This is a genomic window from Phormidium sp. FACHB-1136 (genome assembly GCF_014697375.1).
Classification (GTDB): Bacteria; Cyanobacteriota; Cyanobacteriia; order Phormidesmidales; family Phormidesmidaceae; genus Nodosilinea.
In genome coordinates this window covers 1-22,462 of sequence record NZ_JACJRS010000052.1, presented here as the reverse complement: position 1 = coordinate 22,462, position 22,462 = coordinate 1, and the positions used below count along the sequence as shown (strand labels likewise).

The window sequence follows — 22,462 nt, the reverse complement described above, 5'->3', positions numbered from 1 at the left end:
CAACAGACCACCGTTAAACAGCACTATCTTGATTGATTGAGGGGTTCCTGGGGCTTGTTCAATCCAAACAGCCGTTCCTTCGCCACCAACCAGAGGAAGGGAAGGTCGTCCACTAGGTAACGTTTCCAGAGGCGCTTTGGCTCTGAGGCCAGCCGATAGAGCCATTCCAGCCCCAACTTGCTAATCAGTTCGGGGGCACGGGGCTTGTTTCCGGCTTCAAAGTCGATGGAGGCTCCTACCGCCAGAAAAATATCAATGGAGGGCAGTTGCTGCTTATACCTAGCGATCCATTTCTCCTGCTTGGGTGCCCCCACCCCCACCACGAGGACGTTGGCAGGAGACTGCCGAATCATCTCTAGGATGCGTTGGCATTCCGCCTCATTTTTCTCAAAGCCGAAGGAAGGAGAATGGGCCTGGACGACAATGTCTCGACCAATGCGAGCGTTAATCCGCCGTTGGGCTTCGGCAGCAACACCTTCGGCCCCGCCTAGGAGAAAAATCTTGATTTTCTCGTTATCGCGATGGTGATCGCAGAACATCGGGAAAAGATCCGAGCCGGAGATTTTAGCCTTAATGGGCCGCCCCAGAAACTTAGATGCCATCATTAGCACTTGGCTATCGCAGACCCGGAAGTCTGCCTGGTTATAGGCTTCCACAAAGTCAGGATCCCGTTGCAATTTCATCAGGTGATCGACATTAGGAGTAAACACAACCCCCTGTTTGAGTTGCTGGAGAAAATCTGCCGTTGAAATGTTATCGATGGGAACATTCAGAATCTCAACGCGTTGGTGCAGATAGGCATTCTGTTGCTTCTGAAGCTCACGGGCAGTAGATTCTAGGGCCGCACGGCGGAACTTACGGTACAAAGCTCGTACTTCTGTCGCCGAAACCCGCTGGGCTGCTACCTCTTTACCTTTGAGCGATGTAGTCGGTGTATTAGATACTTCCAAAGCCTCGTCTACAGATTTCACGCGCAGTTTACCATGTCTAACCTCAGACCCCGGCGACGACTGAATCGGTGTTGACTCCATAGCAGATCCCTGATTCTTGGTAATGGTTTAGATGACTAGACTTGCCGATACAATGCTTTCAATACTGATGCAAACGAGACGCCAAAGCTGTGGATGAAAGTATCAAACAATGCATCGAGGAAAGCCAACTATCTGAACATAGAGAAGCGATGGGTGATTATCTAAAGTCGTGTGACTAGTTTGACTCGTTAAGTCGCTTGACGAAACACCAAAAGTATTCCCATGACGCGAAGGAGTCAGTAACTTTACGGTCTAATCCTAAGAGCCTTTGCCTACGCATTCATTAAAAGTTACGTTAACTTTATCAAAGTTATGCACCTATGTAAAGCCAATATACTAAGTCTTTATGGTCAGATTAGCATGAATAGTGTGAATGGTATGAATGGTGTGAATGAATCGGTATAGGTTGCTTGGGACGTGACACAACGAGCGATACCAAGCCTGAAGGGCCGATTTTGTATTGGATTGAACTTGTTGGATTAACGGTTGTCATCCTCTTAATCCTGGTGATGCGTCTAGCAATTGATTTCTCAACCGCCCGGTGGATCCCCATCGATCTCCTCTGGGATATCCCCCTCTATATTGGCCTTTTGGCGTGGCCCCAAGGCAGTGGTTGCAGCCCCCAGGGGAGGAGTGACGGGGGAACGTAGGGGGAGGGCACCTGATAAGGTAGAAGCAGACTGACGAGCCAACGGAAGAAAGGGATAGGCTCTAAGTCTGGTTTACTCCTTCGCCCTTGGTTGCCCTATGACGACTCCAACTCGCGATGTTCAAATTTATCCCATTGCGGCGGGTACCACAGTGTTGCGCTGCCGCAGTTGGAACCGTCTCCGCTTTGAAATTGAATACGCCCTAGATCGGGGTACCACGGCGAATAGCTACCTGATTCAGGGGGATCGCACCGCTCTGATCGATCCACCGGGGGAATCCTTTAATCAGATGTTCATCACGGCCCTGGAACAGCATATTAACCTCTATCAGGTGAGTTTCATTGTGCTGGGCCACGTCAACCCCAACCGGGTCGAGACCCTGAAGATTCTGCTCCAGCGCTTGCCGGATGTGACCGTGGTTTGCTCGAACCCTGCCGCCTTGGCACTTAAGGATTTGCTGCCAGACGCTTCGCCAAGGGTGCGGGTGATTCGCAGTGGTGAGGATCAGCTCGATTTAGGCCGGGGGCATTGCCTCCGCTTTGTGCCGATTCCGACCCCCCGCTATCCCGGCGGTATGGCCACCTTCGACCCCTATGCCAATATTCTCTATACCGACAAATTTTTTGGAGCGCACCGCAGCGGCGAAAATGTCCTCGATTTAGGCTGGAATGACCTATTAGAAGATCGTCGCTACTACTTCGACTGCTTGTTTGCCTCCAGTGTGCGCCAGGTGACAGCGGCCCTAGACCGCATGGAGACCTTTCCCTTTCAGGTGATGGCCCCTGGGCATGGCCCTGTGGTGCAGTATAGTGCCAAGGAACTCTTCCACAGCTATCGGCAGTGGAGCCAGTCCCAGACGGCCCAGGATCTCTCGGTGGCGTTGATCTATGCCTCGGCCTACGGCAACACGGCCACCGTGGCCCAGGCCCTGGCACGGGGTATCACTAAATCTGGCGTGGCGGTGGAATCTATTAACGCCGAACAGGCCGATCCCGCTGACATTAAAGCCGCCGTCGAGAAGTCGGCGGGCTTTTTGATGGGGTCGCCGACCCTGGGTGGCCATATGCCCACGCCCATGCAAACCGCCTTGGGGATCGTTCTGGCGTCGGCCTCCAAAACCCAACTGGCCGGGGTGTTCGGTTCCTTTGGCTGGAGTGGCGAGGCTATCGATATGTTGGAGGGCAAGCTGAAGGACGGTGGCTACTCCTTGGGGTTTGAGTCGATTCGGGTCAAATTTAAGCCTACCGATGTCACCCTCAAATTCTGTGAAGAGGTGGGCACCGACTTTGCTCAAGCGCTGAAAAAAGCCAAGCGGGCCAAGCAACCCCGCACCCCCGCCTCCTCCGTGGAGCAGGCGGTAGGACGGCTGGTGGGTTCCCTGTGCATCGTCACCGCTTCCCAAGGGGAGGTCTCCAGCGCCATGCTAGCCTCCTGGGTGTCCCAAGCATCCTTCACGCCCCCAGGGTTTACGGTAGCGGTGGCCAAGGATCGGGCCATTGAAACCCTGATGTATCCCGGCAATCCCTTTGTGCTCAATATGCTGGCCGAGGGCAAACACCTAGGGCCGATGAAGCATTTTCTGAAGCCGTTTTCCCCTGGGGAAGACCGCTTTGCCGGGGTCAATACCGAAGCTGCCAACAACGGTGCCCCCATTTTGCAAGACGCCATCGCCTACCTAGAATGCACCGTGGCGGAACGCATGGAATGTGGCGACCATTGGCTGGTCTATGCCACCGTGCAGGCGGGTCGGGTGCTGGATAGGGAAGCCAAAACCGCCGTCCACTATCGCCAAACGGGCACCCACTACTAGAGCCGGGTTGGATTCTGGGGATGCACCAGGGGCAGGGCCAGCCGCGCCGCCCCTACCATTCCGGCTCGGTTACCCAGTTCGGCGATGATCACCTGAAGGCCTTCGCGGGAACTGGGCAGCACCCGTTCCTCCAGTTCTTGCAGAACGGTGGGCAAAAAGAGATCGGCGGCGGCACTCACCCCACCCCCCAGAATGATCGCCTCCGGGGTGAGGACGTAGACCAGGCTGGCCAACCCCGCCCCTAGCCAGCGCCCGTAGGTTTGCCAGAAGGTAATTGCCTCCACATCCCCGGCCTGGGCTTGTTGGTAGAGTTCGGCGGGGGATCGCCCGGTTTGGCGCTGGATCGCTTGGACGGAACAGTATTGCTCTAGGGAACCTCGGTTACCGCTGTTGCAGGGTGGCCCATCGGGGTTGAGGGTGATCAGCCCCAACTCAGCCGCAGTGCCCTGACGCCCCACAAACAGTTCCCCATTCAGCACCACCGATCCCCCCACGCCTGTCCCCAGGGTGAGCAAAATCAAGTCTTGAAAGTTGCGACCCGCCCCCAGCCAAGCTTCCCCCAGTCCGGCACAGTTGGCATCGTTGGCCAAGAGGGTGGGCCGTCCGGTCTTGTCCTCCAGCCAGTCGGCAATAGGCACATCGCGCCAGCCCGCAAGATTGATGGCCACACGGGCAATTCGTCCCGCTGCATCGGCAGGGCCGGGGGTGCCCAGGCCAATGGCTCCCGCTTCTCGGTGGGGATCCAGTTGGTCGATGGCCATGGCGATGGCACTGACCACGGCGGCGGGGGTAGAGGGCTGGGGAGTGGGCACCGTCAAATCAGCAACGCAATCGCCCCTAGGGGTAAAGCGTCCTAACTTGATGGCCGATCCGCCCAAGTCAATACCGATCACCTGCTCTGCCGCTGCGCCCATGGTTGGGGTCTCCTACGTTGCCAATACGTTGAACGGTTTACGTGCTGATAGTCCACTATACTGGCCTCCCACAGAAAAATCCTGGCCCATTACCATGACTCGATTGGCTGAACGGCAAGCCGAGGCCCATCCGATGTAATCAGCCGAATTAAAATAGAGTGATCTACTCTTGGACGCACAGCCATGGCCACAACCGCAGATGATGTGTGGCGTTTGTTAGGCGAACTCGCCACCGCCCAGCAGGAAACCGAACGCCGTTTTCAGGAAACCGATCACCAGTTCCAGGAAATGAGACAGTTCCTCCGGGAGCAATCCCAGGAAGCCGAACGCCGCTCTCAAGCAGCCGAACGCCGCTTTCAAGCAACCGAGCGGTTGATGCGGGAGCAGTCCCAGGAAACGGATCGCAAAATTCAGGAGACAGCAGCGGAAAATCGACGTATTAACCGCCAATTGAGCCAGCAAATTGGCAGTCTGGGCGGCAAGTGGGGGTTATTCGTGGAAAATCTGGTAGCTCCGGCTTGCGAAACGATTTTCCTGGAGTGGGGCATTCCCGTCCATCGGGTGAGCCAGCGGGTAAGGCAGCGCCAGAACGGCGACTCCATGGAGATTGACGTGCTGGTGTTAAACCAGAATCATGTGTTGGCGGTGGAGGTAAAAAGCACCCTGAGCGTGGATGATGTGAAGGACTTTGGGGAGAAATTAAGCCACTTTCGTGAGTTTTTTCCGGAATACGAACAGCGCCAACTCTATGGAGCGGTGGCGGGTATTGGCATTGATGCAGGGGCCGACCGCTATGCCTATCGCCAAGGGCTGTTTGTGCTAGTGCAGTCGGGAGAAACCATGGCGATTCTCAACGATAGGCAATTTCAGCCACACAACTGGTAGATCAATCAGGATTTCAACCTTAGTAGATCGAAAAGGCCACGGTAGGGCGGGTCCTGCCTGCCAAAGAAACCGCCCAGATGGCTGCTCTACTGTGAGTGTGCGATCTGCTGAACCTGGGTAACCGTTAGATCAACCTTGGTTGATCAACCGTTGATAGGGCGGCGATGCTGGGCAGCGGTTTGGAAGGCGGCGCAGTATTGCCGATGCCCTCCCGGAAACACCACATTCAGCCGCAGGGGATCGGCGGTATCGCGGGGATCGGCGGGGCCTTCAGTGACGACGATTCGGCCATTGTGATGTCCTAATTTCAGGGCTTTGCGATTTTTCACCTGGCCCCCGCTGCTGTCCACATAGGTGACAAGGTTGCCCCGGTTAAAACGGTCTCCCAGGTCTTGTATCAATTGCAAAAAGAGGCGATCACTGCCCCCCCGCTGCACCGTGGGTTGCCCCTCTTTCTCCATGATCCATCGGCTAGTCACAGTATCTCCCACGCCCACCAGGGTCGGCATTAGCAGAGGGTCGAAATGGGCTTCGGCCAGGGCCAGCAGTTCCAGCAGATGCTGGGGAGCCTGACGCACGTTGAAACCTTCTCCTAGGGGAAACTCCCCCGTTTTGTCGGCATAGTAGCGATTGAGTAGCGCCAGTACCCCCGCTTCCTTAATCGCTCCCCGCACCATGAACTGAAAATCCGTGGTGCCCGATTCTGCCCCTTCACCCAGCCACAACTCCTCTTGACCATCGGCCCGCCGTCCGTGGTTGGGGGCATAGTGCACAAAGAACGAATCCCCTAGCCCTTGGGTGGCCGCTTGATTCAGTAAATCCGCCATCAGATCGGCCATGGCTCGTTGCAGGTCAGCGTAGATGGATCCATCGTGATCCCCTGCTGCCTGAAGTTGGGCCTGGAGGGTGTTGAGGTTGACGGTGGGTGAGGCCAAATTATCCAGCACCGCCGCCGCAATCCCTTGACTCACCGCCGTTTCTGGTAAAAGTCCCGGTCGTTGCCGCCAAAAATCTGTGAGGCGCTGGCGCATCTGTTCCGGCACTGCCGCCAAAAACTCCAGTTCTGCCCTACTCACTCCTGGGTGGCTGACCTGACCTGATCGACTTTGCCACTGCACACCTCCCGCCGCCAGACCCGGCAAATAGCCCTCGTTGCTCACCACGGCCTCTCGTCCGCCCCAGGCCCGTTCCACAATGGGATTGACGCCCCTAGTGCCCGTATGTTCGCCATTGGTGAGGACATAAAAATGTCCCTCGAACGCTTGGGTGGCCTGCACATAGTCCAGATCAATTCGCCGATCCAGCGGATTGGCAACCAGATCCATGCAGACTCCATCTAAGTCCTGAATGACCAACAGGTTGGGTGTGGTCGCTAGGATCTCAACCCAAGCCCGATGATCTAACGAAAAGGTTTGCTGATGCAGGGGGAGGGAGGTTGCCAAAAATACCATAAGTCCAGGTACCAAAACGCACAGCATGAGCCTACCAAGGTCGCTATCCTCGCGTATCTGGCTCAGGGCTGATACTGGACTTAGGGGCGTTGGGGTTTCATGAGGAGATATAGTCAAATCTGGTGTATGGCAGGAGATTAGGCGGCGTCCTGCTGTTGGGTTAACTCGGTTGGGTGGTGCGAATATGCGCCCAATGCTCAGCGGGGAAACCGAAGAAGGTCAGCAGGAAATCTCGGTCTTTGAGCAGATCGGTGACGGTTTCTGGATACTTCGCCTGGTAGGTCTTGCTAAAGCGGTCTAAGGCCTTGTGGGCCTCTGTTTTGGACTCAGCTCGATAAATCTCCCAAATCGCTCGTTTGGCCTCCGGTTGCTGGCGCTTCGGTAGCTTGTTGAGCACGTTAGCGGTCTTATGCACCCAGCCGCGTTGGGTCTTCGTGGCTGGAAACACTTGAGGCAGGGCTTTCCAAAAACCTAAGGCCCCGTCTCCGACGCCGCTGATAACCAGAATGCACTGTCGTTCATCAGCACGAATATTGAAGTCGATGCCATCGGCCCAAATATAGACGTAGCGCTGCTGTCGTCATGACCGCTGCTGCCCATCTTGCTCCACTTCGCCTTCAACCGACTAATCGTGGCGGGAGAGACCCCTTTGGCCTCAGGCCCGAACAGCGCACTCAGGGCTTCGCTAAAGTCGCCCGTTGACACCCCTTTGAGATACAGCCACGGCAGCAGTTCCTCCACGCTGCTAGCCCGTTTCAAGTACAGCGGCAGCAGCATAGAGTTGAATCGGTTGCTCCAGAGCAGCCAGGGCCTTCCCTAGGCTTGGGGCACCTGGGTGGCCACCTGGGGTTGGGGTTGGGGTTGGAACTGGAACAGGGTGTAGACCACATTGCGGCGGATGCCCGTCATCATGTCGAGGAAGAGTTCGTAGCCTTCGCTCTTGTACTCGATCAGGGGATCCTTTTGGCCGTAGCCGCGCAGACCCACGGTTTCCCGTAGGGCGTCCATCTGTTGCAGGTGGTCGCGCCAGAGGCTATCGATCTGCTGGAGGATGAAGAACCGCTCGGCCTCGCGCATCAGACCGGGTTTGACCTGATCGACCTGGGCTTCTTTGATGTCGTAGGCAATGCGGGCCTGCTCGTGGAGGAAGGTGCGGATTTCGCCCACGGAGAGGTTTTCCAGTTGTTCGGGGGTGAGGTCGGCCAGCAGGTAGACAAACTCTTTCACCTTGTCCACCATTTCCGGCAGTTTCCATTCCTCCGGCGGCAGTTCGGGGTTGATGTAGGCTTGCACGATGTCGTCCATGGTTTGTTCGGCGTAGCCAATCACCATGTCCTTCAGCTTGTCGCCCTCCAGCACCCGTCGCCGCTCGGCGTAGATGGCACGACGCTGGTTGTTCATCACCTCGTCGTACTCAAACACCTGTTTACGGATGTCGTAGTAATAGGTTTCGACCTTTTTCTGCGCCCCCTCCAGGGAACGGGTTAGCATTCCCGATTCGATGGGCATGTCTTCTTCGACGCGGAAGGCGTTCATGAGGCCCGCCACGCGGTCGCCGCCGAAGATTCGCAGCAGGTTGTCTTGCAGACTCAGGAAGAACTTGGTGGAACCGGGGTCGCCCTGGCGTCCGGCCCGACCTCGAAGCTGGTTGTCAATGCGGCGAGATTCGTGGCGCTCGGTGCCGATCACATGGAGACCACCCCGCTGCACCACGGTTTGGTGTTCCGTGCTGGTGAAGCTTTCGTACTCGTGGCGGATTTGGTTGTAGGCATCGCGAATGGCCTGGATCACCGGATCATCGGTGGGGGCTTTTTCGGCAGCCACGGCAAGCTTGTCTTCGGCTTGCAGTTCCGGCAGGCTGCGTTCGCCGTAGGTTTTCACCGCCAAGTCCACAGCGGCTTTCAGGTTGGCAATGGCATCGGCAGAGAGATCGATGGGGAAGATGTCCGCCGAGGCTTTCCAGGTTTTGGCGGGTTTGCCTGTGCCGAAGCCCTGGGCCTTGTTGCGGCTCTGGGCACCAGGGACGGTGGTGACGGAAAATTCGTCCTCGTCTTCGGGCTTCACGATGCGGGGCATCAGGTATTCCCGCACCTTCAGACGGGCCATGTAGTCGGCGTTGCCGCCCAGGATGATGTCGGTGCCGCGTCCGGCCATGTTAGTGGCGATGGTGACGGCTCCGCTGCGTCCGGCCTGGGCCACAATCTCCGATTCCCGCTCCACGTTTTCGGGTTTGGCGTTCAGCAGGTTGTGGGGTACGCCGCGCTGGCTCAGCAGGGCCGACAGCACCTCGGATTTTTCGACGCTGGTGGTGCCGACCAGCACAGGCCGACCGTTTTCATGCATTTGGGCGCACTCTTCGGCCACCGCGTTCCACTTGGCCTCTTCGGTTTTGTAGACCACGTCGGACAAGTCTTTGCGGGCGGGCACCCGGTTGGTGGGCACGATGGTGACTTCTAGCTTGTAGATGCGCTCAAATTCCGCCTCTTCGGTTTTGGCGGTGCCCGTCATCCCGGAGAGTTTGGGGTAGAGCAGGAAGAAGTTTTGGTAGGTGATGCTGGCCAGGGTTTGGGTTTCCGGCTGGATTTCCACATGCTCCTTGGCTTCGATGGCCTGGTGTAGACCATCGCTCCAGCGGCGACCGGGCATTACCCGTCCGGTAAATTCATCCACAATCACAATTTCGCCGTTGCGGACGATGTAGTTCACATCCTTGGTGAACAGTTCTTCGGCCTTAATGGCGTTGAAAATGTAGTGCGCCCAGGGATCCTTGGGGTCGAACAGGTCGGTGACGCCCAGCATTTCCTCAGCCTTGATGAAGCCTTCGTCCGTCAGCAGCACGTTGCGGGCCTTTTCGTCGGCCTCATAGTAGTACTCCATGCGGGCCTTGGCCACCTCGGCGGCGAGGTACAGTTCCCGCGCCTCGGCCTTGTGTCCTTCCCGTTCCAGTTCCTCAGCCCTGGCCTGCTTTTCGTCGTATTCCTTCTTGGCCACCTGCTTCTCGCGCCAGAAGAAATCCGCCACCACAGCGGCCTGGGTGTATTTCTCGCTGGGGCGCTCCACTTGGCCAGAGATGATCAGCGGCGTGCGGGCCTCGTCGATCAGAATCGAGTCTACTTCGTCGATGACGCAGAAGTTGAAGGGGCGCTGCACCACATCGGCCATGGCGGTGGCCATGTTGTCGCGCAGGTAGTCGAAGCCGAACTCGCTGTTGGTGCCGTAGGTGATGTCGCAGCCGTAGTTAATCTTGCGCTCCGCCGGGGACATCCCCTGCTGAATTAGCCCCACGCTGAGACCCAAAAAGCGGTGTACCTGCCCCATCCATTCGGCGTCGCGGCGGGCCAGGTAGTCGTTCACCGTCACGACGTGGGCACCTTTCCCGGTCAGCGCGTTCAGGTAGGAGGGCAACGTGGCCACCAGGGTTTTGCCTTCCCCGGTTTTCATTTCGGCAATTTGGCCATCGTGGAGCACCATGCCGCCGATCAGCTGCACATCGAAGTGGCGCATCCCCAGCACCCGCTTCGAGGCTTCCCGCACCACCGCAAAGGCTTCGGGCAGCAGGTCGTCGAGGGTTTCGCCCTTCTCTAGACGCTGCTTAAATTCCGCTGTTTTACCCGCCAGTGCCTCATCGGACAGCTTTTGGACTTCCTCCTCCAGCAGGTTGATTTCCACGACATCGGGACGATACCGCTTGAGTTTGCGGGCGTTGGGGTCACCAAGCAGGTTCTTCAGCATGAATACAACAGCCGGATAGGGTAGGGGATATGATTTCTTAGTAAATCGTAGGACAAACCGCCCAACAAGGGGCAATCTCCACACTCGCCCCCAGCCAAACAGCGGCTAAAAGGGCTTTATTATCCTAACACCTGGGCCATGGGCACCTGGTTAATCCCTCAGCACAGGGGAGGGATTTGCTGAGAAGCTCGGTTGCTGTTAATCGTTGTTGGGCGCGGTTTTCGCGCCCCTACCGGATTGGGATAAGGCAGGGGGCAGGTCTCCTGACCCTTGGACGGATTGAGGTTCTGACACGTTTCGTCCGTCAACCAGGGCTGACCCGCTAGCCGAGAAGCCGGGGTTCTGTCCCTAGGGCTGATCGGATTCCTCCCGTTGGTGACCAAAGTAGGCTTCGAGTACCTGGAGCACCATGGGAGCTGCCACCTTGCCGCCGCCGCCGCCGGAATGTTCCGCAAAGGCCACCACCACCACTTCCGGGTTCTCGAAGGGAGCGTAGGCTCCGAACCAAGCGTGGGATAACCCTGGATCGGCTTCGGCGGTGCCCGTTTTGCCCGCAAAGGGGGGAATATGGGACACGTTCAGGGCCTTGGCCGTCCCCCCGGTAATCACCTGACGCAGCCCTCGATGCAAAATGTCGAGAGTAACATCACTGAGGTTGACGGATTCGCGCCAACTGCGGGATTCCTCGTTGTCTTTTAGGATGTGGGGCTGCACGAGGTAGCCTCCGTTGGCGGGAACCGCAAACATCATGGCCACCTGGAGCGGGGTAGCGGTCAGGTATCCCTGGCCAATGGACATATTAATGGCGTCGCCGATCACCCAGGAGGTGCCCAGGGCTTCCTGCTTCCAATCATCATCGGGGACCAGCCCTGCGCTTTCCTCCACCCCCAGTTCAATTCCAGTTTTGCGGCCAAAGCCGAAGCGCCGGGTCATCTCAATCAGCGGCGGGCCACCCATGCGACGGGCGGTTTGGTAGAAAAAGGTGTCGCTACTCCAGGCCATCGCCCCTGTGAACCCCAACGGCCCAAATCCGGCGTGGTTCCATTCCCCAAAGCGCACCCCACCCACTTGGAGGTAAGGATAGGTGGGCAGGACGGTGTTGGGATCCCATCCCCCCAGGTCGATAGCTGCCGCCGTGGTGACAATTTTGAAGGTGCTGGCCGGGGGAAAGGCCCGCAGTGCCCGGTTCAAAAAGGGATGGTTGGATCCCTGAAGCTGCGCCCACTGGGCTTGGCTAATGGGGCCTGTGAAAATGTTGGGATCGTAGGTGGGCCAACTGGCCATGGCCAGGATTGCGCCATTGTTGGCATCCATCGCCACAATTGCACCGCGACGGGTGCCTAGAGCGGCTTCGGCGGCCCGTTGCAGTTCGCTATCAAGGGTCAACTGCACATCGCGCCCCGACACCGAGGGCTTGTCGCCCAAGATTTGGATAATCCGTCCGGCGCTGTCTACCTCCACCTGTTGTCCGCCCCAGGTTCCCCGCAGGGTAGACTCAAAGGCCGATTCCGCCCCCGATTGCCCCACCACGTCTCCCATGCGATAGCCATCTTCCCGCCGATTGGCCAGTTGCTCGTCGGTGAGTTCTCCGGTGTAGCCCAGCACATGGGCGGCGAGGTCGCCGTTGGGGTAGTTGCGGACGGCCTCGGCTTCCAGTCGCACCCCCGGCAGTTCGCTGATGTATTCCGAGAGAGCCGTGGCCTGGGCGGTGCTAATCCCCTGGGCCACGGTGATCGACTCTAGGGAGGAATAGCCCGCCTGCTCTACCCGCCGCTGAATGTCCTCTGCGGGCATCTTCAGCACCGTGGCAAGGCGATCAATCACTGCTGGCCATTCTTCCTTGGGTAGGGCAATGGGCCAAATGGACACCGTATGGGAGAGCCGACTGCCCGCCAGAATTTTGCCGTTGCGGTCGGTAATCGTTCCCCGAGCCGGACGCTTGGGCACCAGGCGTACCCGGTTGCTGTCGGCCCGTTGTCGGTTGCGTTCACCATCCACCACCTGAAGCTGAAACAACCGCAGACCAAAGGCTCCCAGAATGGACACAAACAGTAAGAGTAGAAATACCGCCTGGAAGTTACGCCCCACGGTGCGCCCACCATGGAGGGAACCCACCTTGGTGGGCAGCTTTGAGGGCAACTGTTGAATAAGAGCCATGGAATACCCACCACGCTTGCCTGACAGGGGCAACGGACTATGTTTACAGAAAGTCATGATAGCACCCAGCCATGGGCTACCCGGTTCGGCCCCAGCAAGGCCCAGGGGACTGAGCCCCGACAGCGCTACGGCCCGATCCCACCGCTAGAAACCCGCATAGAGGGCACCTGTATATAGAACGTCTGTATTGTGGGTGGAGATCGGGGAATTGGCGGTCGCGCTACGGGACAAGGGCGGCACGGTGGATCCCTGGGAGGTGGAGTCAGGGGCAGTGGGCATGGAGGGCTGAGTGGGGGGCAACACCTGAATGGGCGATGGCGACATGGGTTGGGGAGTTGCCGTGGGCGGTGGCCCGGTGATGACGGGCGGGGCCGTGGGGATCCGGGGCGGCGTCATCGGAGGGGTTAAGGGCCGAGGCGGCAGATCAACGGATCGGCTGGGCAAGGGTAGGTCATGGCCGGGGACGGTTTCAATGCGGTCGGGTAACGATCCGTCTTGGTCCTGGTAGGGATTGGGCGCGGGGGACTGGGCCGGAACGACTGGGCCCACTGGATCCGAGGGGCGGGCTGGGGCCGTCGATGGCGTGGGTGAGACACTGGGACGCCGTGCCGAGGCCGGTGGGGCGACGGAGGGCGTGGGGCGGGAGGGCTTGACCGAGGGCTGCGGATCCCTGGACAGGGGATCTGGCAACCGTTGCGGGGGCGCGTAGAGAGCCTGCTCTTGAGCGGCAATGGTACGTTGCCACTGGCCCATGGCGGTTTGTGCTTCGTTGTAGAGGGCGCGTCCGGACCGCACCAGCGAGGCTTCAGCCATCGCCTGGGACAACTGCCCCTTTTCGGCTAGGCTATAGGCCCGATCAAGGACAGGCCGATCCTCCAGAATTTGTAGACGGTGTGCCCAAACATAGATCCAACTTTGGGCCTCCCCTCGCAGGGCACGGTGGGCGGTGATGCGGCTAGCGCTGGCAATGGCCTGACGCAGGGCTGCCGGGGTATTGGTTTTGGCCCACTGATGGGCCTGACTGAGGTAGGGGGCGTCCTCTAGCCGTTCGAGGGCCTGACGCCAGTGGGCCAGCAGGGTTTGGGCCTGGGCGCGGCGGGGGTGATCGGGGGGAATGAGTTCTGCCTGTCGGATCGCCAATTTGAGGGTGTTGACCTGGTGAACGCTCCCGGCGATTTGGGCCAGTTGGAGAGTGCCCATGCCCTCTAGATGAGTGCGCCAGGTATCCACACTAGACTGGGCCTGGGGATGGTAGGGGCTATCCGTGGAAATCCAATTCGCCAGCAGCATGGCCTTGTAGATCGTCGCCATCTGGCCAGGGTTAACCTTCCAGTCGCCCAGACTTTGGCGGGCCAGTTGGCGGGCTTGGCTGAGCCACATCAACTCCTGGGCCACCTTGGCGCGGCTGGGATGACGGGCCACCGTCTCGGTAATTTGGATGGCCTGCGCCAGATCACCGTTGTACCAGCGCTGAAGCCCCTCCGCCAAGAGTAAATCGCTCCAGCGGTCAAGGTAGGTTTGGGCCGTGGTGTAGGCCAACAGATCCGAGGTCAACGGCAGCAGCAGATCCATAGCCGCCATGAGCGGTTCCGCGCCTCCGGCAGAGGCCAGGGCCACCGCCCTGCGGATTTGGGCATGGGCCTGCTGTTCCGCCTGCATTTGCCGTGAAAGGGCCAACACCTGCTCCTCCCGCCAGTGGGGATGGGTCAGTTCTCCTAGGGCCAATATCTGGGCCGAGGCCGTCCGCCAGTCCTGATTGGCCATGGCCGCTTGGGCCGTCGTCACCAGGGCCGATCCCTCCTCCCACTCTTCGTTCCACCCCGCCAGCAAGTCCTGTCCGGCGACGTGCCAAGAACTCTCCGGGGGAATGTAGCCAATCAGGGCTTCGGCCTCCTCACGGCGACCCTGGCGCAGTTCCTGCTCTGCTGCGGCCACGACTACCGCCGACCACTCCTCAACCAAGGGCTGCGTTTCGTGGGAGAGCCAGTGTTCGGCCCCCCAGCCCTGTACCAGGGTAAGCCCCGCCAGCACGGCCTCCAGATCGCCATCATCCGCCGCCGTCTGGGCACAGGAGAGGGCGGATCGGTCGGTGGTGATCTGGGTGGGATCCTCGCAGTTGGTGCTGGGGGGCAGGTTGACCAACCACAAAAACGCTCCCACGGCGGCGGCGCTCGTGGCCACACAGCTCAAAAACGACAGCAACAACCAACGCCAAGGAATCCCATGGGCGCGACTGGGGCGAGGCGGATTTGCCGTATGCCTAGGAAGATGTTGAATGACTTCGGGCATGGCGAAATGAACGTCCGCCCCCATCGCCGCCATGGTAAAGGGCGGCGGCGGGGGCGGATCGGGGCTAACTGGAGTTTTCTCCGGTTCGAGTCGCGGCCCCTCTGGGTAGGGAACCGATTGTGGTTGGTTGACCATCGCCATTCTGTGCTCCTGCTCCAACACCTCCTTAACTCTATCCAGAACCTAGGGATGGGAGCCGGGAAAATTAGGATTTCTTAGCCACACCCACCCACCGCCGATTCCTGGGATAGACATACCTTCCTTTTCTGACCTTCCCGATACTTCAGGAAAACCAGACCCCCAAACGGTGGAAGCCATGCCGCCATAACCAGCGGTGCGATGGTCGATCAGCGGTGTGAGAGGCGGCAGCGGGCTTACGAACCAATCCAGGTTCGCCCAAAAGCCCGACCGAACCAAGCGATAGGTTATTCAGCGGTAGCGAGTTCGGTGCTGCCCCGACGCTTGCGGCTGGTGAGGCTGTTGAACAGCATTTGACCGATGGCCTTGATCAGGTTGCCTTCCAGTTCTTTGAACATTTCCATGTTCATGCCAAAGGCGTCGTTGGCCTCTTCCACGATGGCGGCAATCATGGTCTCATCCACGGGGGCAGCGTCCATGGATTGCCGATACGTCGCCTTAAAGGCTTTCTCGTCGGCAATGTCAGGGAATTCATAGAAAGCGGTGCCCTCGCCATCGTTGAGGTTCATGGCCCGCTGGGCGATCCCCTTGAGGATTTGCCCCCCCGACAGGTCGCCGATGTAGCGGGTGTAGGAGTGGCTGACCAGCAGTTCGGGCTGGGTGTTGCCCACCTCGCGAATGCGGTTGACGTAGGCTTGACCACCGGGGGTCATGGCAATTTGGTCGCGCCAGTTGGGGCCATAGTAGTAGGCGAGATCGGCCTCTAGGGATGCCTTGCGGTGCAGTTCCGGGAAGTAAACAGTCGAGACGACGGGATGATCTTTGTGGCGCTCTAGTTCTTCTTCCATGGCCGCGTAGGCGTAGTAGAAGTTGGCCACCAGTTTACGGTAGGAGTTTTTCTCAACGACACCCCGCAAAAAGCAGCGCACAAACCCCATGTTTTCGGCCATGGTATGGGCTTTTTGGGTACCTTCGCGCAGCTCGGTTGATAGGTTGCTCATGCTAAACGTCTCGCTCTAGGTCTAATTGGAAAACAACATGCAATGGGGCTTGGCCCAGATTGTTAAATCACCGTAATGGTTAACTTAGACTGATCTGAGAACCCTTTTCATTACGTTTTTTTACGGAGCATCAAGGGTTGTGATCCCTTTGTTGCGCTGTGTCAAGCCTGCGGGGCTATGCGGGGCTGGCCCGAGCGCCGCCTCTCCTTGGCTTGAACTGTGGGCTGGTTAGAAATTCAAGGGATGGAAGCCTGCCCCCACCATGGGTTCCCCCGTAATGTCGATAAAGCCCCAGGATCCATTCATCTGCACCCTAGCCCATCCTTCGGAAAAGGGGCCAGCGTTGCTATAGGTGGGATCTACCACCCAATCACCCCTGGGGTTGATGTAGCCGTAGCGTCCGTCTACCTGCACGGCAGCGAGCCCCTCGGAAAAGTTGGCGGCGTAGTCAAAGCGGGGGGGGATGGCTAGGTGCCCAGCGGGATCGAGGTAGCCCCATTTGTCTCCGGATAGGACGGCGGCTCGCCCATCGGCAAATTCGGCGGCAAAGGCTAGGGTGGGCTCGATGACCCAGTCTCCCTGGGGGGTGATGTAGCCGAAGAAGCGACCCTGGCGCACGCGGGCCAACCCTTCCGAAAAATGAAAGGCTCCATCGTAGACGGCGGGAATCACCATCACGCCAGCGGGGTTAATGTAGCCGTACTGATCGTTCTGTTTGGCCACCGCCAGCCCCTCAGCAAAGCGCCAAGCGTCTTTCAACTGGGGGGCAATCACCAGCCGCCCCTGGGTATTAATGTAGCCGTAGCGATCCGCCACCTTCACCACGGCTCGCCCCTCCGAGAAGGAGTCGGCCAGGTCAAACTGAGGTTCAATCACCCACTCCCCTAGCAGGTTAATAAAGCCGTACTTGGTGCCGCCCTGCACCGCTGCCAGCCCCTGGGCAAAGGCTTTGGCCTGTCGAAACTGCACGGCAATGGCCCATTCCCCTTGGCGGTTAAGATAGCCGTAGTAGTCGCCTGCCCGCGCCAGGGCTAGGGATTCGGCATACGCTGAGGCCACCGTCACCGCAGGGTCGAACACGGTAATGCGCAGGTGCCCGCTGGTGTCGAGGTAGCCAAGGCGGGAACCGACTTGCACCATCGCTACCCCTTCGGCAAAATCAGAAACCTGGTCAAACAGCAGCGGACGAAGCATGGAGCTAGAACCCTTAAGGGAGGACGGATCGATGAACTGTACCATGGCGGTCGCCGTTGGTTGAGGCGGGTTCCCCGGTGCCCCAGCCAAGCCAACTAGGAACCCTAGGCCTAACGGCAGGGCGAGGCGAGGGAGGGGCCAGGTTGGGATCTGAAAGGGTGCCATATTGACCGCGCCATTTAGAATTACAGCATCATTCCAATTCGATCAGGGTGCTCATCACAAAGTAGGTGCAGGCTTTGCTTTCTTTCTATGATGCCTTGATTTTAGTCGGCCATTCCAGTCATCAGCCCTATGCTGATCGGCTGAACCAATGGTTGAAGCAATACGGCTATACGGCTTGGCAACCCGCGACATTGCCCCCCAGCCATGCCCCCAATACCATTGATGCGGTGGTGAGCCATGCCCACAATGTCCTGCTTGTGGCAACCCCTACCGTCTATCCCAATGATGTTAGGGCCATGATTGAGCAGGCCATGGCTTACCACAAGCGCCTGTTTGTGATTGTTCCCCTTGTGCCTGAGGAAGACGGCCTCGACGCCACCGATGAAGCGGATAGCGAAACCTTAACCGATGCCACACATTCCGACCGCGCAAATTCCGACCGCATCGCCAATTTCGATGGCACAAGTTCCGATGGCATAAATCCCGATCTCTCAAGTGACGATCTCGCGGGTGCCGACTTGGCCAATGCTGATCCCACACATTTCGCCCTAACCAGTCAGGACTTCACGACGCTAGATCGTGACCTCCTAGACCGTGACCCCATGGAGGCATTGTCAGCCCTAGCCGATCTGATGGAGTGGGAGAGTCATCGTCAGACTAACCCTTGGCTGGTGCAGATGGCGGTGCAGGTGGAGGGGGATGTCCCTTCGACCTCGTTGCTTCAGCTCATCGAGACCTTGCAAGATCAAGCGGAGTTGATTCACCAACACAGTCGTCTTTTGGTGCGGGCTTTGCAATGGTCCAGCCATGACTATGCGGCCCAGCATTGGCTGACGGAATCCGACCTCACCCAGGCGATTCAGTGGCTCAATGCCATCACCCAGGCGTCTGGCCCCACCTGTCAGCCCACCGCCCTACAGCAAGATTTCATTATCGCCAGCACCCAGAGCACCGACGACGCCATCGTGACGGTGCTGTTGGCCTATGCCGATGGAGATCGGGAGATACCCCTTAGCCCAGGCGGCCCTGCCAGCCTTGATGCCCTGCGCGACTTGCTCCAGGCCGCAGGCATTTCGATGTGGGATCTTCACAACGACTGCCCCCCTGAGGCCAACTTGGAAATTGCCCTCTCCCGCGCCACCGAAGCCTGTGATAACTACGTCATTTTGCTATCGCCCCATGCCCTAGGCCATGCCCTCTGTTTAGAGGGGCTGCTGTTTGCCCTCAGCATGAATAAACGCATCGTACCTGTGCTGCTATCCACGGTGGATGCCGATCACCTCCCGGAGCCGCTCCAGGGGATGCCCTGGGTCGATTTACGCGGGGCCAAGCCGCCCCTATCCACCACCAACGCCGGACGGCAACTGATACAAGCCCTGCGCCACGAGGCCGACTATCACCGTACCCACACCCAACTGCTGATGGCTGCCCTGCGCTGGGAACGACAGCAGCGCCACCCCAACGGATTGCTGTCCCCCCAGGAGGCCCGCACCTACCATCGCTGGATCCAGGAGGCCCAGCAACGATCTCGCCATCGGCCCATCTATTTGCAGGAACTATTCATCACCGAAAGCCTGCGTCGGACTACCCTCCCCACCCACAGCGACTCTCCCCGCCAAATCCTAGCCCAGATGACCGATCACATGAAGACCTGGCTTGCCCAGCGCATCCACCGCTGAGGTGTGACAGGGGGACAGGGGGACAGGGGGACGCGGCAGGACAAGGAGATCTTGCCCCTACATCGTCTCTGGAAGGTCGGGATTGGGGGCTTCAAAGGAGGCAGGCTTGGTGGTTTCGTTAATCACCACGGGCAGCAGGGCCGCTAGGGTCACGACCACCGCATCCACGGGGCAAAGGGGCACAATATGTAGCAACCGCCCCAGGGCTGGGATAAACAGGGCCAAAAACTGAAGGGTAATCGAGAGCATTAACGCCAGCCCCAAATAGCGATTAGGAGCCAGGGCAGGGCGACGAAACAGATGTCGCTGGCGAGAACGGCACACCAGGGCATGGAGCAACTGCCCCAGGGTAAGCGCCATGAATCCCACCGTGCTGGCCTGGGCACCGATACCGTAGGCATGAATGGCATAACCATAGGCCGCAAGGGCGCTGGCAGCGATCACCGTGGCCTCCAACACCATGCGCCGAAAGGCCGCCGCCGGAATCAGGGGTTCGGTGGTGGGGCGCGGGGGTTGGGTCAGCACCTCCGATGCCGCAGGTTCTAGGGCGAGGGCGAGGCCGGGGAAAATGTCCGTTACCAAATTCAGCCACAGCAGTTGCAGGGCATTGAGCGGTGCCCCCAGACCGAGACTAATGCCCGCAAACATCACGATAATTTCGCTGAGGTTGGTGGCCAGCAAAAAATGAACCGCCTTGCGAATGTTGCTGTAGATAGTACGGCCTTGGGCAATGGCGGCAATCAGGGCATCCAGATTGTCGTCCTGCAAAATCACGTCGGCCACTTCCCGCGCTGCATCGGTGCCGCTGTGGCCCATGGCAATGCCCACCTCAGCCACCTTGAGGGCGGGGGTATCGTTAAGGCCGTCCCCAGTCATCGCCACCACCTGCCCCGACCGCTGAAGCGCCTGCACCACCTGAAGCTTAGCCGCCGGACTAATGCGGGCGAACACCTGCACCTCCTGAATTTGGGCGTGGGCGTCCGTGGCCGAGAGGTGGGCCAGTTCAGTCGCATCCAGCACCGAGAGATCCTGGTCTTGACCGAGGTTGAGGGCTTGTCCCAAGGCGGCGGCGGTGGCCCGTTGATCCCCCGTCACCATCACCGTGGCAATTCCGGCCCGATGGAAGGCGGCGATGGTGTCCTTCACCCCCCCCCGCAAGGGATCAGCCATAGCCACTAAGCCCAGCCACACCAAGGGCGTTTCCGTCCAGTCGTCCTTTTGCGATGGATAGCCGTAGGCCACCCCCAACACCCGCAGCCCCGCCTGGGCCATGCGCTCATTTTGGGCAATGATGGCCTGCCGCTGAGTGGGGGTGAGGGGAATCGGATCGTCCAAGTTGGGTAACCAGTGGGTCGCGGCTTCCCTCGACCAATCGTTGTCTGCGTCTGGATTCCCAGCGGTTTCCAGTGGTTGAGCCGTCGCCAGCACGGAGACATTGGGGCTATCTAACATCACCGCACAGCGAGCCAGCAGTTCTAGGGGGCTGCCCTTCACCGCCACCAGCCAGCCGTCCGTGGGGATGGAATGCAGCGTCGCCATCACGTTGCGCTGGGCGGATCGGTGTTGAATCGCACCTTGGGGATAGGTTTGGCGCAGGGCAGAAATGTCGATTCCCGCCTGATGGGCCACCGCTAATAGGGCATTTTCCGTCGATGATCCGGTAAAGATAGGCTGAGGCTTGGGATCCCCAGGCCGACACACCGTAGGGGCGAGGTCTCCTCGCCCACTGATACCGAGGGTAAACGGGTCGGATTCAGTCTTGGAAACGGGATCCGGCTGGGGATCAGCCTCCTTGACATCGGCCACCTCGCTTTCGTTGCAGAGAACGACCATTCGCAACAGGGTATGCAGCGGGCCAGGGAGGATGACCTCCGGCCAGAGGGACACCCCATCGGTCAGGGTGAGGTGGGTGTGATCGGTGTGCAGTTCCGCCACGGCCATGCGGTTGGCGGTGAGGGTTCCGGTTTTGTCGAGGCACAGGGTTTGCAGCGATCCCAAGGTTTCCACCGCATCCAGCCGCCGAATGAGAACTCGCTGCCGTCGCATGGCCAAAATGCCCAGGGCCAGGGTCGTGGTCGCCACCGCTGGCAAGCCCTCCGGCACCGCCGCCACCGCCAGGGCCACCGCCGTGGTCAGCATCTCCAAGGGGGCATAGCCCCGCCACAGCCCCAAGCCAAACACCACCGCACAGACCGCACTCGAAATCCACACCAATTGACTCCCAGCCTGGTCAAGTTGCTGCTCCATGGGCGTTGGGGGATGGCTGGATTGCCCCACCAAGGCTTGGATCTGGCCCATTTCTGTGGTCGCCCCTGTGGCGACCACCACGGCCAAGCCCTGCCCCCCCGTGACCAAGGTGCCGCGATAGACCATGTTGGCGCGATCTGCTAGGGGCAAATTGGCCTGGGGCAAGGATTCTACAGCTTTGCCCACGGGCAAACTTTCTCCAGTCAGGGCAGACTCATCCACACTGAGGGACTGGGCCTCGATCAACCGCCCATCCGCCACCACCAACGAACCGGGCCGCAGCACCAGAATATCCCCCGGCACCACCGCAGCGGCATCCAGTTCCACCACATCCCCATTGCGCCGCACCCAGGCCGTCGGCGAAGACAGATGATCTAGGGAACGAATAATCCGGTCGGACTGGCTTTCCGTGGCATAGCCAATCACGCCGTTGATCAGCACCACCCCAAAAATCACCAAGGCATCGGTGGGGCCACCCGTGAAATAGGCAATCACCGCCGCCACCGTCAGTAGCGCCACGGGCAAAGATCGAAACTGGGCCACCCAAATCGCCCACTGGGAACGGGGCGGCACCTCCGGCAAAACGTTGGAGCCGTAGCGCTGAAGGGATGCCTCGGCGACCTCAGAGGACAACCCAGCCGGGGAACTGTGGAAGGTGGCCAACACCCGATCCCCCTCCTGGCCGTACCAAGACGGCACAGAGACCGGGTTCAACGAACTGACCATGGCAAACCTCGCCCAACCGTGACAACCCTAATGGCTTTGTTATTCATGCAGGATAGACACCCGCCCCATGGCCCTAGGACAGGGGCTTAAGTCGAGAACGAGCAATGGCGAATCGCCTGTGAATAACTGGACTAGGGCTTTCTTACCTCCCATTATCGCCCAGGCCCAATCTCCACTGCCATTTCCCACCACCTATAAGCTGATATGCATTTAAATTGCATTGACTGTGTTTCCTTTATTTTTGATCTTGCGATCCCAGTTGATGACAAGCTGCCCTTCGTTCAACAGGTTATGAACAAGCGCTTCTAGATCCTCAATCGACTCAAATAGACGATTGGCAATGAATTCCTTTGCAGAGTGCCAAACTAACTCGATTAAATTATAGTCCGGACT

12 protein-coding genes and 2 pseudogenes are annotated in these 22,462 nt (G+C 59.0%); 3 read left to right on the top strand and 11 right to left on the bottom strand.

What is annotated here, in order from left to right:
- Positions 1 to 23: 23 nt before the first annotated feature.
- A complete protein-coding gene (locus H6G62_RS15885) occupies positions 24 to 1,031 on the bottom strand; it encodes a WecB/TagA/CpsF family glycosyltransferase (protein WP_190496873.1) in 1,008 nt (335 codons plus the stop codon).
- 747 nt (positions 1,032 to 1,778) lie between these two features.
- Between H6G62_RS15885 and H6G62_RS15880 the strand changes: the two genes are divergently transcribed.
- Positions 1,779 to 3,491 carry a diflavin flavoprotein gene (locus H6G62_RS15880; RefSeq protein ID WP_190496871.1) on the top strand — a complete coding sequence of 571 codons (1,713 nt, stop codon included), beginning with the start codon at positions 1,779 to 1,781 and terminating at the stop codon, positions 3,489 to 3,491.
- Here the strand turns inward: H6G62_RS15880 and H6G62_RS15875 are convergent.
- Positions 3,488 to 4,405: an ROK family protein gene (locus H6G62_RS15875; protein ID WP_190496869.1), complete on the bottom strand. Its 918-nt coding sequence runs from the start codon at positions 4,403 to 4,405 to the stop codon at positions 3,488 to 3,490. The genes H6G62_RS15880 and H6G62_RS15875 overlap by 4 nt on opposite strands.
- Positions 4,406 to 4,588: 183 nt before the next feature.
- Between H6G62_RS15875 and H6G62_RS15870 the strand changes: the two genes are divergently transcribed.
- Complete coding sequence (locus H6G62_RS15870; protein WP_190496868.1) at positions 4,589 to 5,290, top strand: DUF3782 domain-containing protein; 702 nt, start codon at positions 4,589 to 4,591, stop codon at positions 5,288 to 5,290.
- 143 nt (positions 5,291 to 5,433) lie between these two features.
- Here the strand turns inward: H6G62_RS15870 and stpA are convergent, their stop codons facing one another.
- From stpA to H6G62_RS15835, 7 genes and pseudogenes are all read right to left on the bottom strand, one after another.
- Positions 5,434 to 6,741: a glucosylglycerol 3-phosphatase gene (gene stpA / locus H6G62_RS15865; protein WP_190496866.1), complete on the bottom strand. Its 1,308-nt coding sequence runs from the start codon at positions 6,739 to 6,741 to the stop codon at positions 5,434 to 5,436.
- 166 nt (positions 6,742 to 6,907) lie between these two features.
- Positions 6,908 to 7,530 (bottom strand): annotated as a pseudogene (locus H6G62_RS15860) (transposase); the annotation flags it as partial.
- Between the two features lie 27 nt (positions 7,531 to 7,557).
- Positions 7,558 to 10,473, bottom strand: coding sequence for a preprotein translocase subunit SecA (gene secA, locus H6G62_RS15855; protein ID WP_190496864.1), 2,916 nt, complete (start codon positions 10,471 to 10,473; stop codon positions 7,558 to 7,560).
- A gap of 348 nt (positions 10,474 to 10,821) precedes the next feature.
- Positions 10,822 to 12,630: a penicillin-binding protein 2 gene (gene mrdA, locus H6G62_RS15850; RefSeq protein WP_190496862.1), complete on the bottom strand. Its 1,809-nt coding sequence runs from the start codon at positions 12,628 to 12,630 to the stop codon at positions 10,822 to 10,824.
- Positions 12,631 to 12,774: 144 nt separating this feature from the next.
- The gene (locus H6G62_RS15845; protein ID WP_190496860.1) at positions 12,775 to 15,054 is read right to left on the bottom strand and encodes a hypothetical protein; all 2,280 of its coding nucleotides are present in this window, start codon (positions 15,052 to 15,054) and stop codon (positions 12,775 to 12,777) included.
- A 290-nt stretch (positions 15,055 to 15,344) separates the two neighbouring features.
- The gene (locus H6G62_RS15840) at positions 15,345 to 16,058 is read right to left on the bottom strand and encodes a heme oxygenase (biliverdin-producing) (RefSeq protein ID WP_190496858.1); all 714 of its coding nucleotides are present in this window, start codon (positions 16,056 to 16,058) and stop codon (positions 15,345 to 15,347) included.
- Positions 16,059 to 16,286: 228 nt separating this feature from the next.
- Positions 16,287 to 17,417 (bottom strand): WG repeat-containing protein, encoded by a 1,131-nt coding sequence (locus H6G62_RS15835; RefSeq protein WP_199325029.1) that lies wholly within the window; start codon positions 17,415 to 17,417, stop codon positions 16,287 to 16,289.
- Between the two features lie 74 nt (positions 17,418 to 17,491).
- On the opposite strand from H6G62_RS15835, the gene H6G62_RS15830 reads away from it, so the two are divergent.
- The gene (locus H6G62_RS15830; RefSeq protein WP_190496856.1) at positions 17,492 to 19,096 is read left to right on the top strand and encodes a toll/interleukin-1 receptor domain-containing protein; all 1,605 of its coding nucleotides are present in this window, start codon (positions 17,492 to 17,494) and stop codon (positions 19,094 to 19,096) included.
- 57 nt (positions 19,097 to 19,153) lie between these two features.
- Here H6G62_RS15830 and H6G62_RS15825 read toward each other — a convergent pair whose 3' ends face one another.
- Complete coding sequence (locus H6G62_RS15825) at positions 19,154 to 22,069, bottom strand: cation-transporting P-type ATPase (RefSeq protein WP_190496854.1); 2,916 nt, start codon at positions 22,067 to 22,069, stop codon at positions 19,154 to 19,156.
- A 210-nt stretch (positions 22,070 to 22,279) separates the two neighbouring features.
- Positions 22,280 to 22,462, bottom strand: a pseudogene (locus H6G62_RS15820) (IS630 family transposase); the annotation flags it as partial.

Coding starts and splice junctions, on each gene's coding strand:
- H6G62_RS15885 (WP_190496873.1), bottom strand. CDS start 1,031: ATGGAGTCAACACCGATTCAGTCGTCGCCGGGGTCTGAGGTTAGACAT.
- H6G62_RS15880 (WP_190496871.1), top strand. CDS start 1,779: ATGACGACTCCAACTCGCGATGTTCAAATTTATCCCATTGCGGCGGGT.
- H6G62_RS15875 (WP_190496869.1), bottom strand. CDS start 4,405: ATGGGCGCAGCGGCAGAGCAGGTGATCGGTATTGACTTGGGCGGATCG.
- H6G62_RS15870 (WP_190496868.1), top strand. CDS start 4,589: ATGGCCACAACCGCAGATGATGTGTGGCGTTTGTTAGGCGAACTCGCC.
- stpA (WP_190496866.1), bottom strand. CDS start 6,741: ATGGTATTTTTGGCAACCTCCCTCCCCCTGCATCAGCAAACCTTTTCG.
- secA (WP_190496864.1), bottom strand. CDS start 10,473: ATGCTGAAGAACCTGCTTGGTGACCCCAACGCCCGCAAACTCAAGCGG.
- mrdA (WP_190496862.1), bottom strand. CDS start 12,630: ATGGCTCTTATTCAACAGTTGCCCTCAAAGCTGCCCACCAAGGTGGGT.
- H6G62_RS15845 (WP_190496860.1), bottom strand. CDS start 15,054: ATGGTCAACCAACCACAATCGGTTCCCTACCCAGAGGGGCCGCGACTC.
- H6G62_RS15840 (WP_190496858.1), bottom strand. CDS start 16,058: ATGAGCAACCTATCAACCGAGCTGCGCGAAGGTACCCAAAAAGCCCAT.
- H6G62_RS15835 (WP_199325029.1), bottom strand. CDS start 17,417: ATGGCACCCTTTCAGATCCCAACCTGGCCCCTCCCTCGCCTCGCCCTG.
- H6G62_RS15825 (WP_190496854.1), bottom strand. CDS start 22,069: ATGGTCAGTTCGTTGAACCCGGTCTCTGTGCCGTCTTGGTACGGCCAG.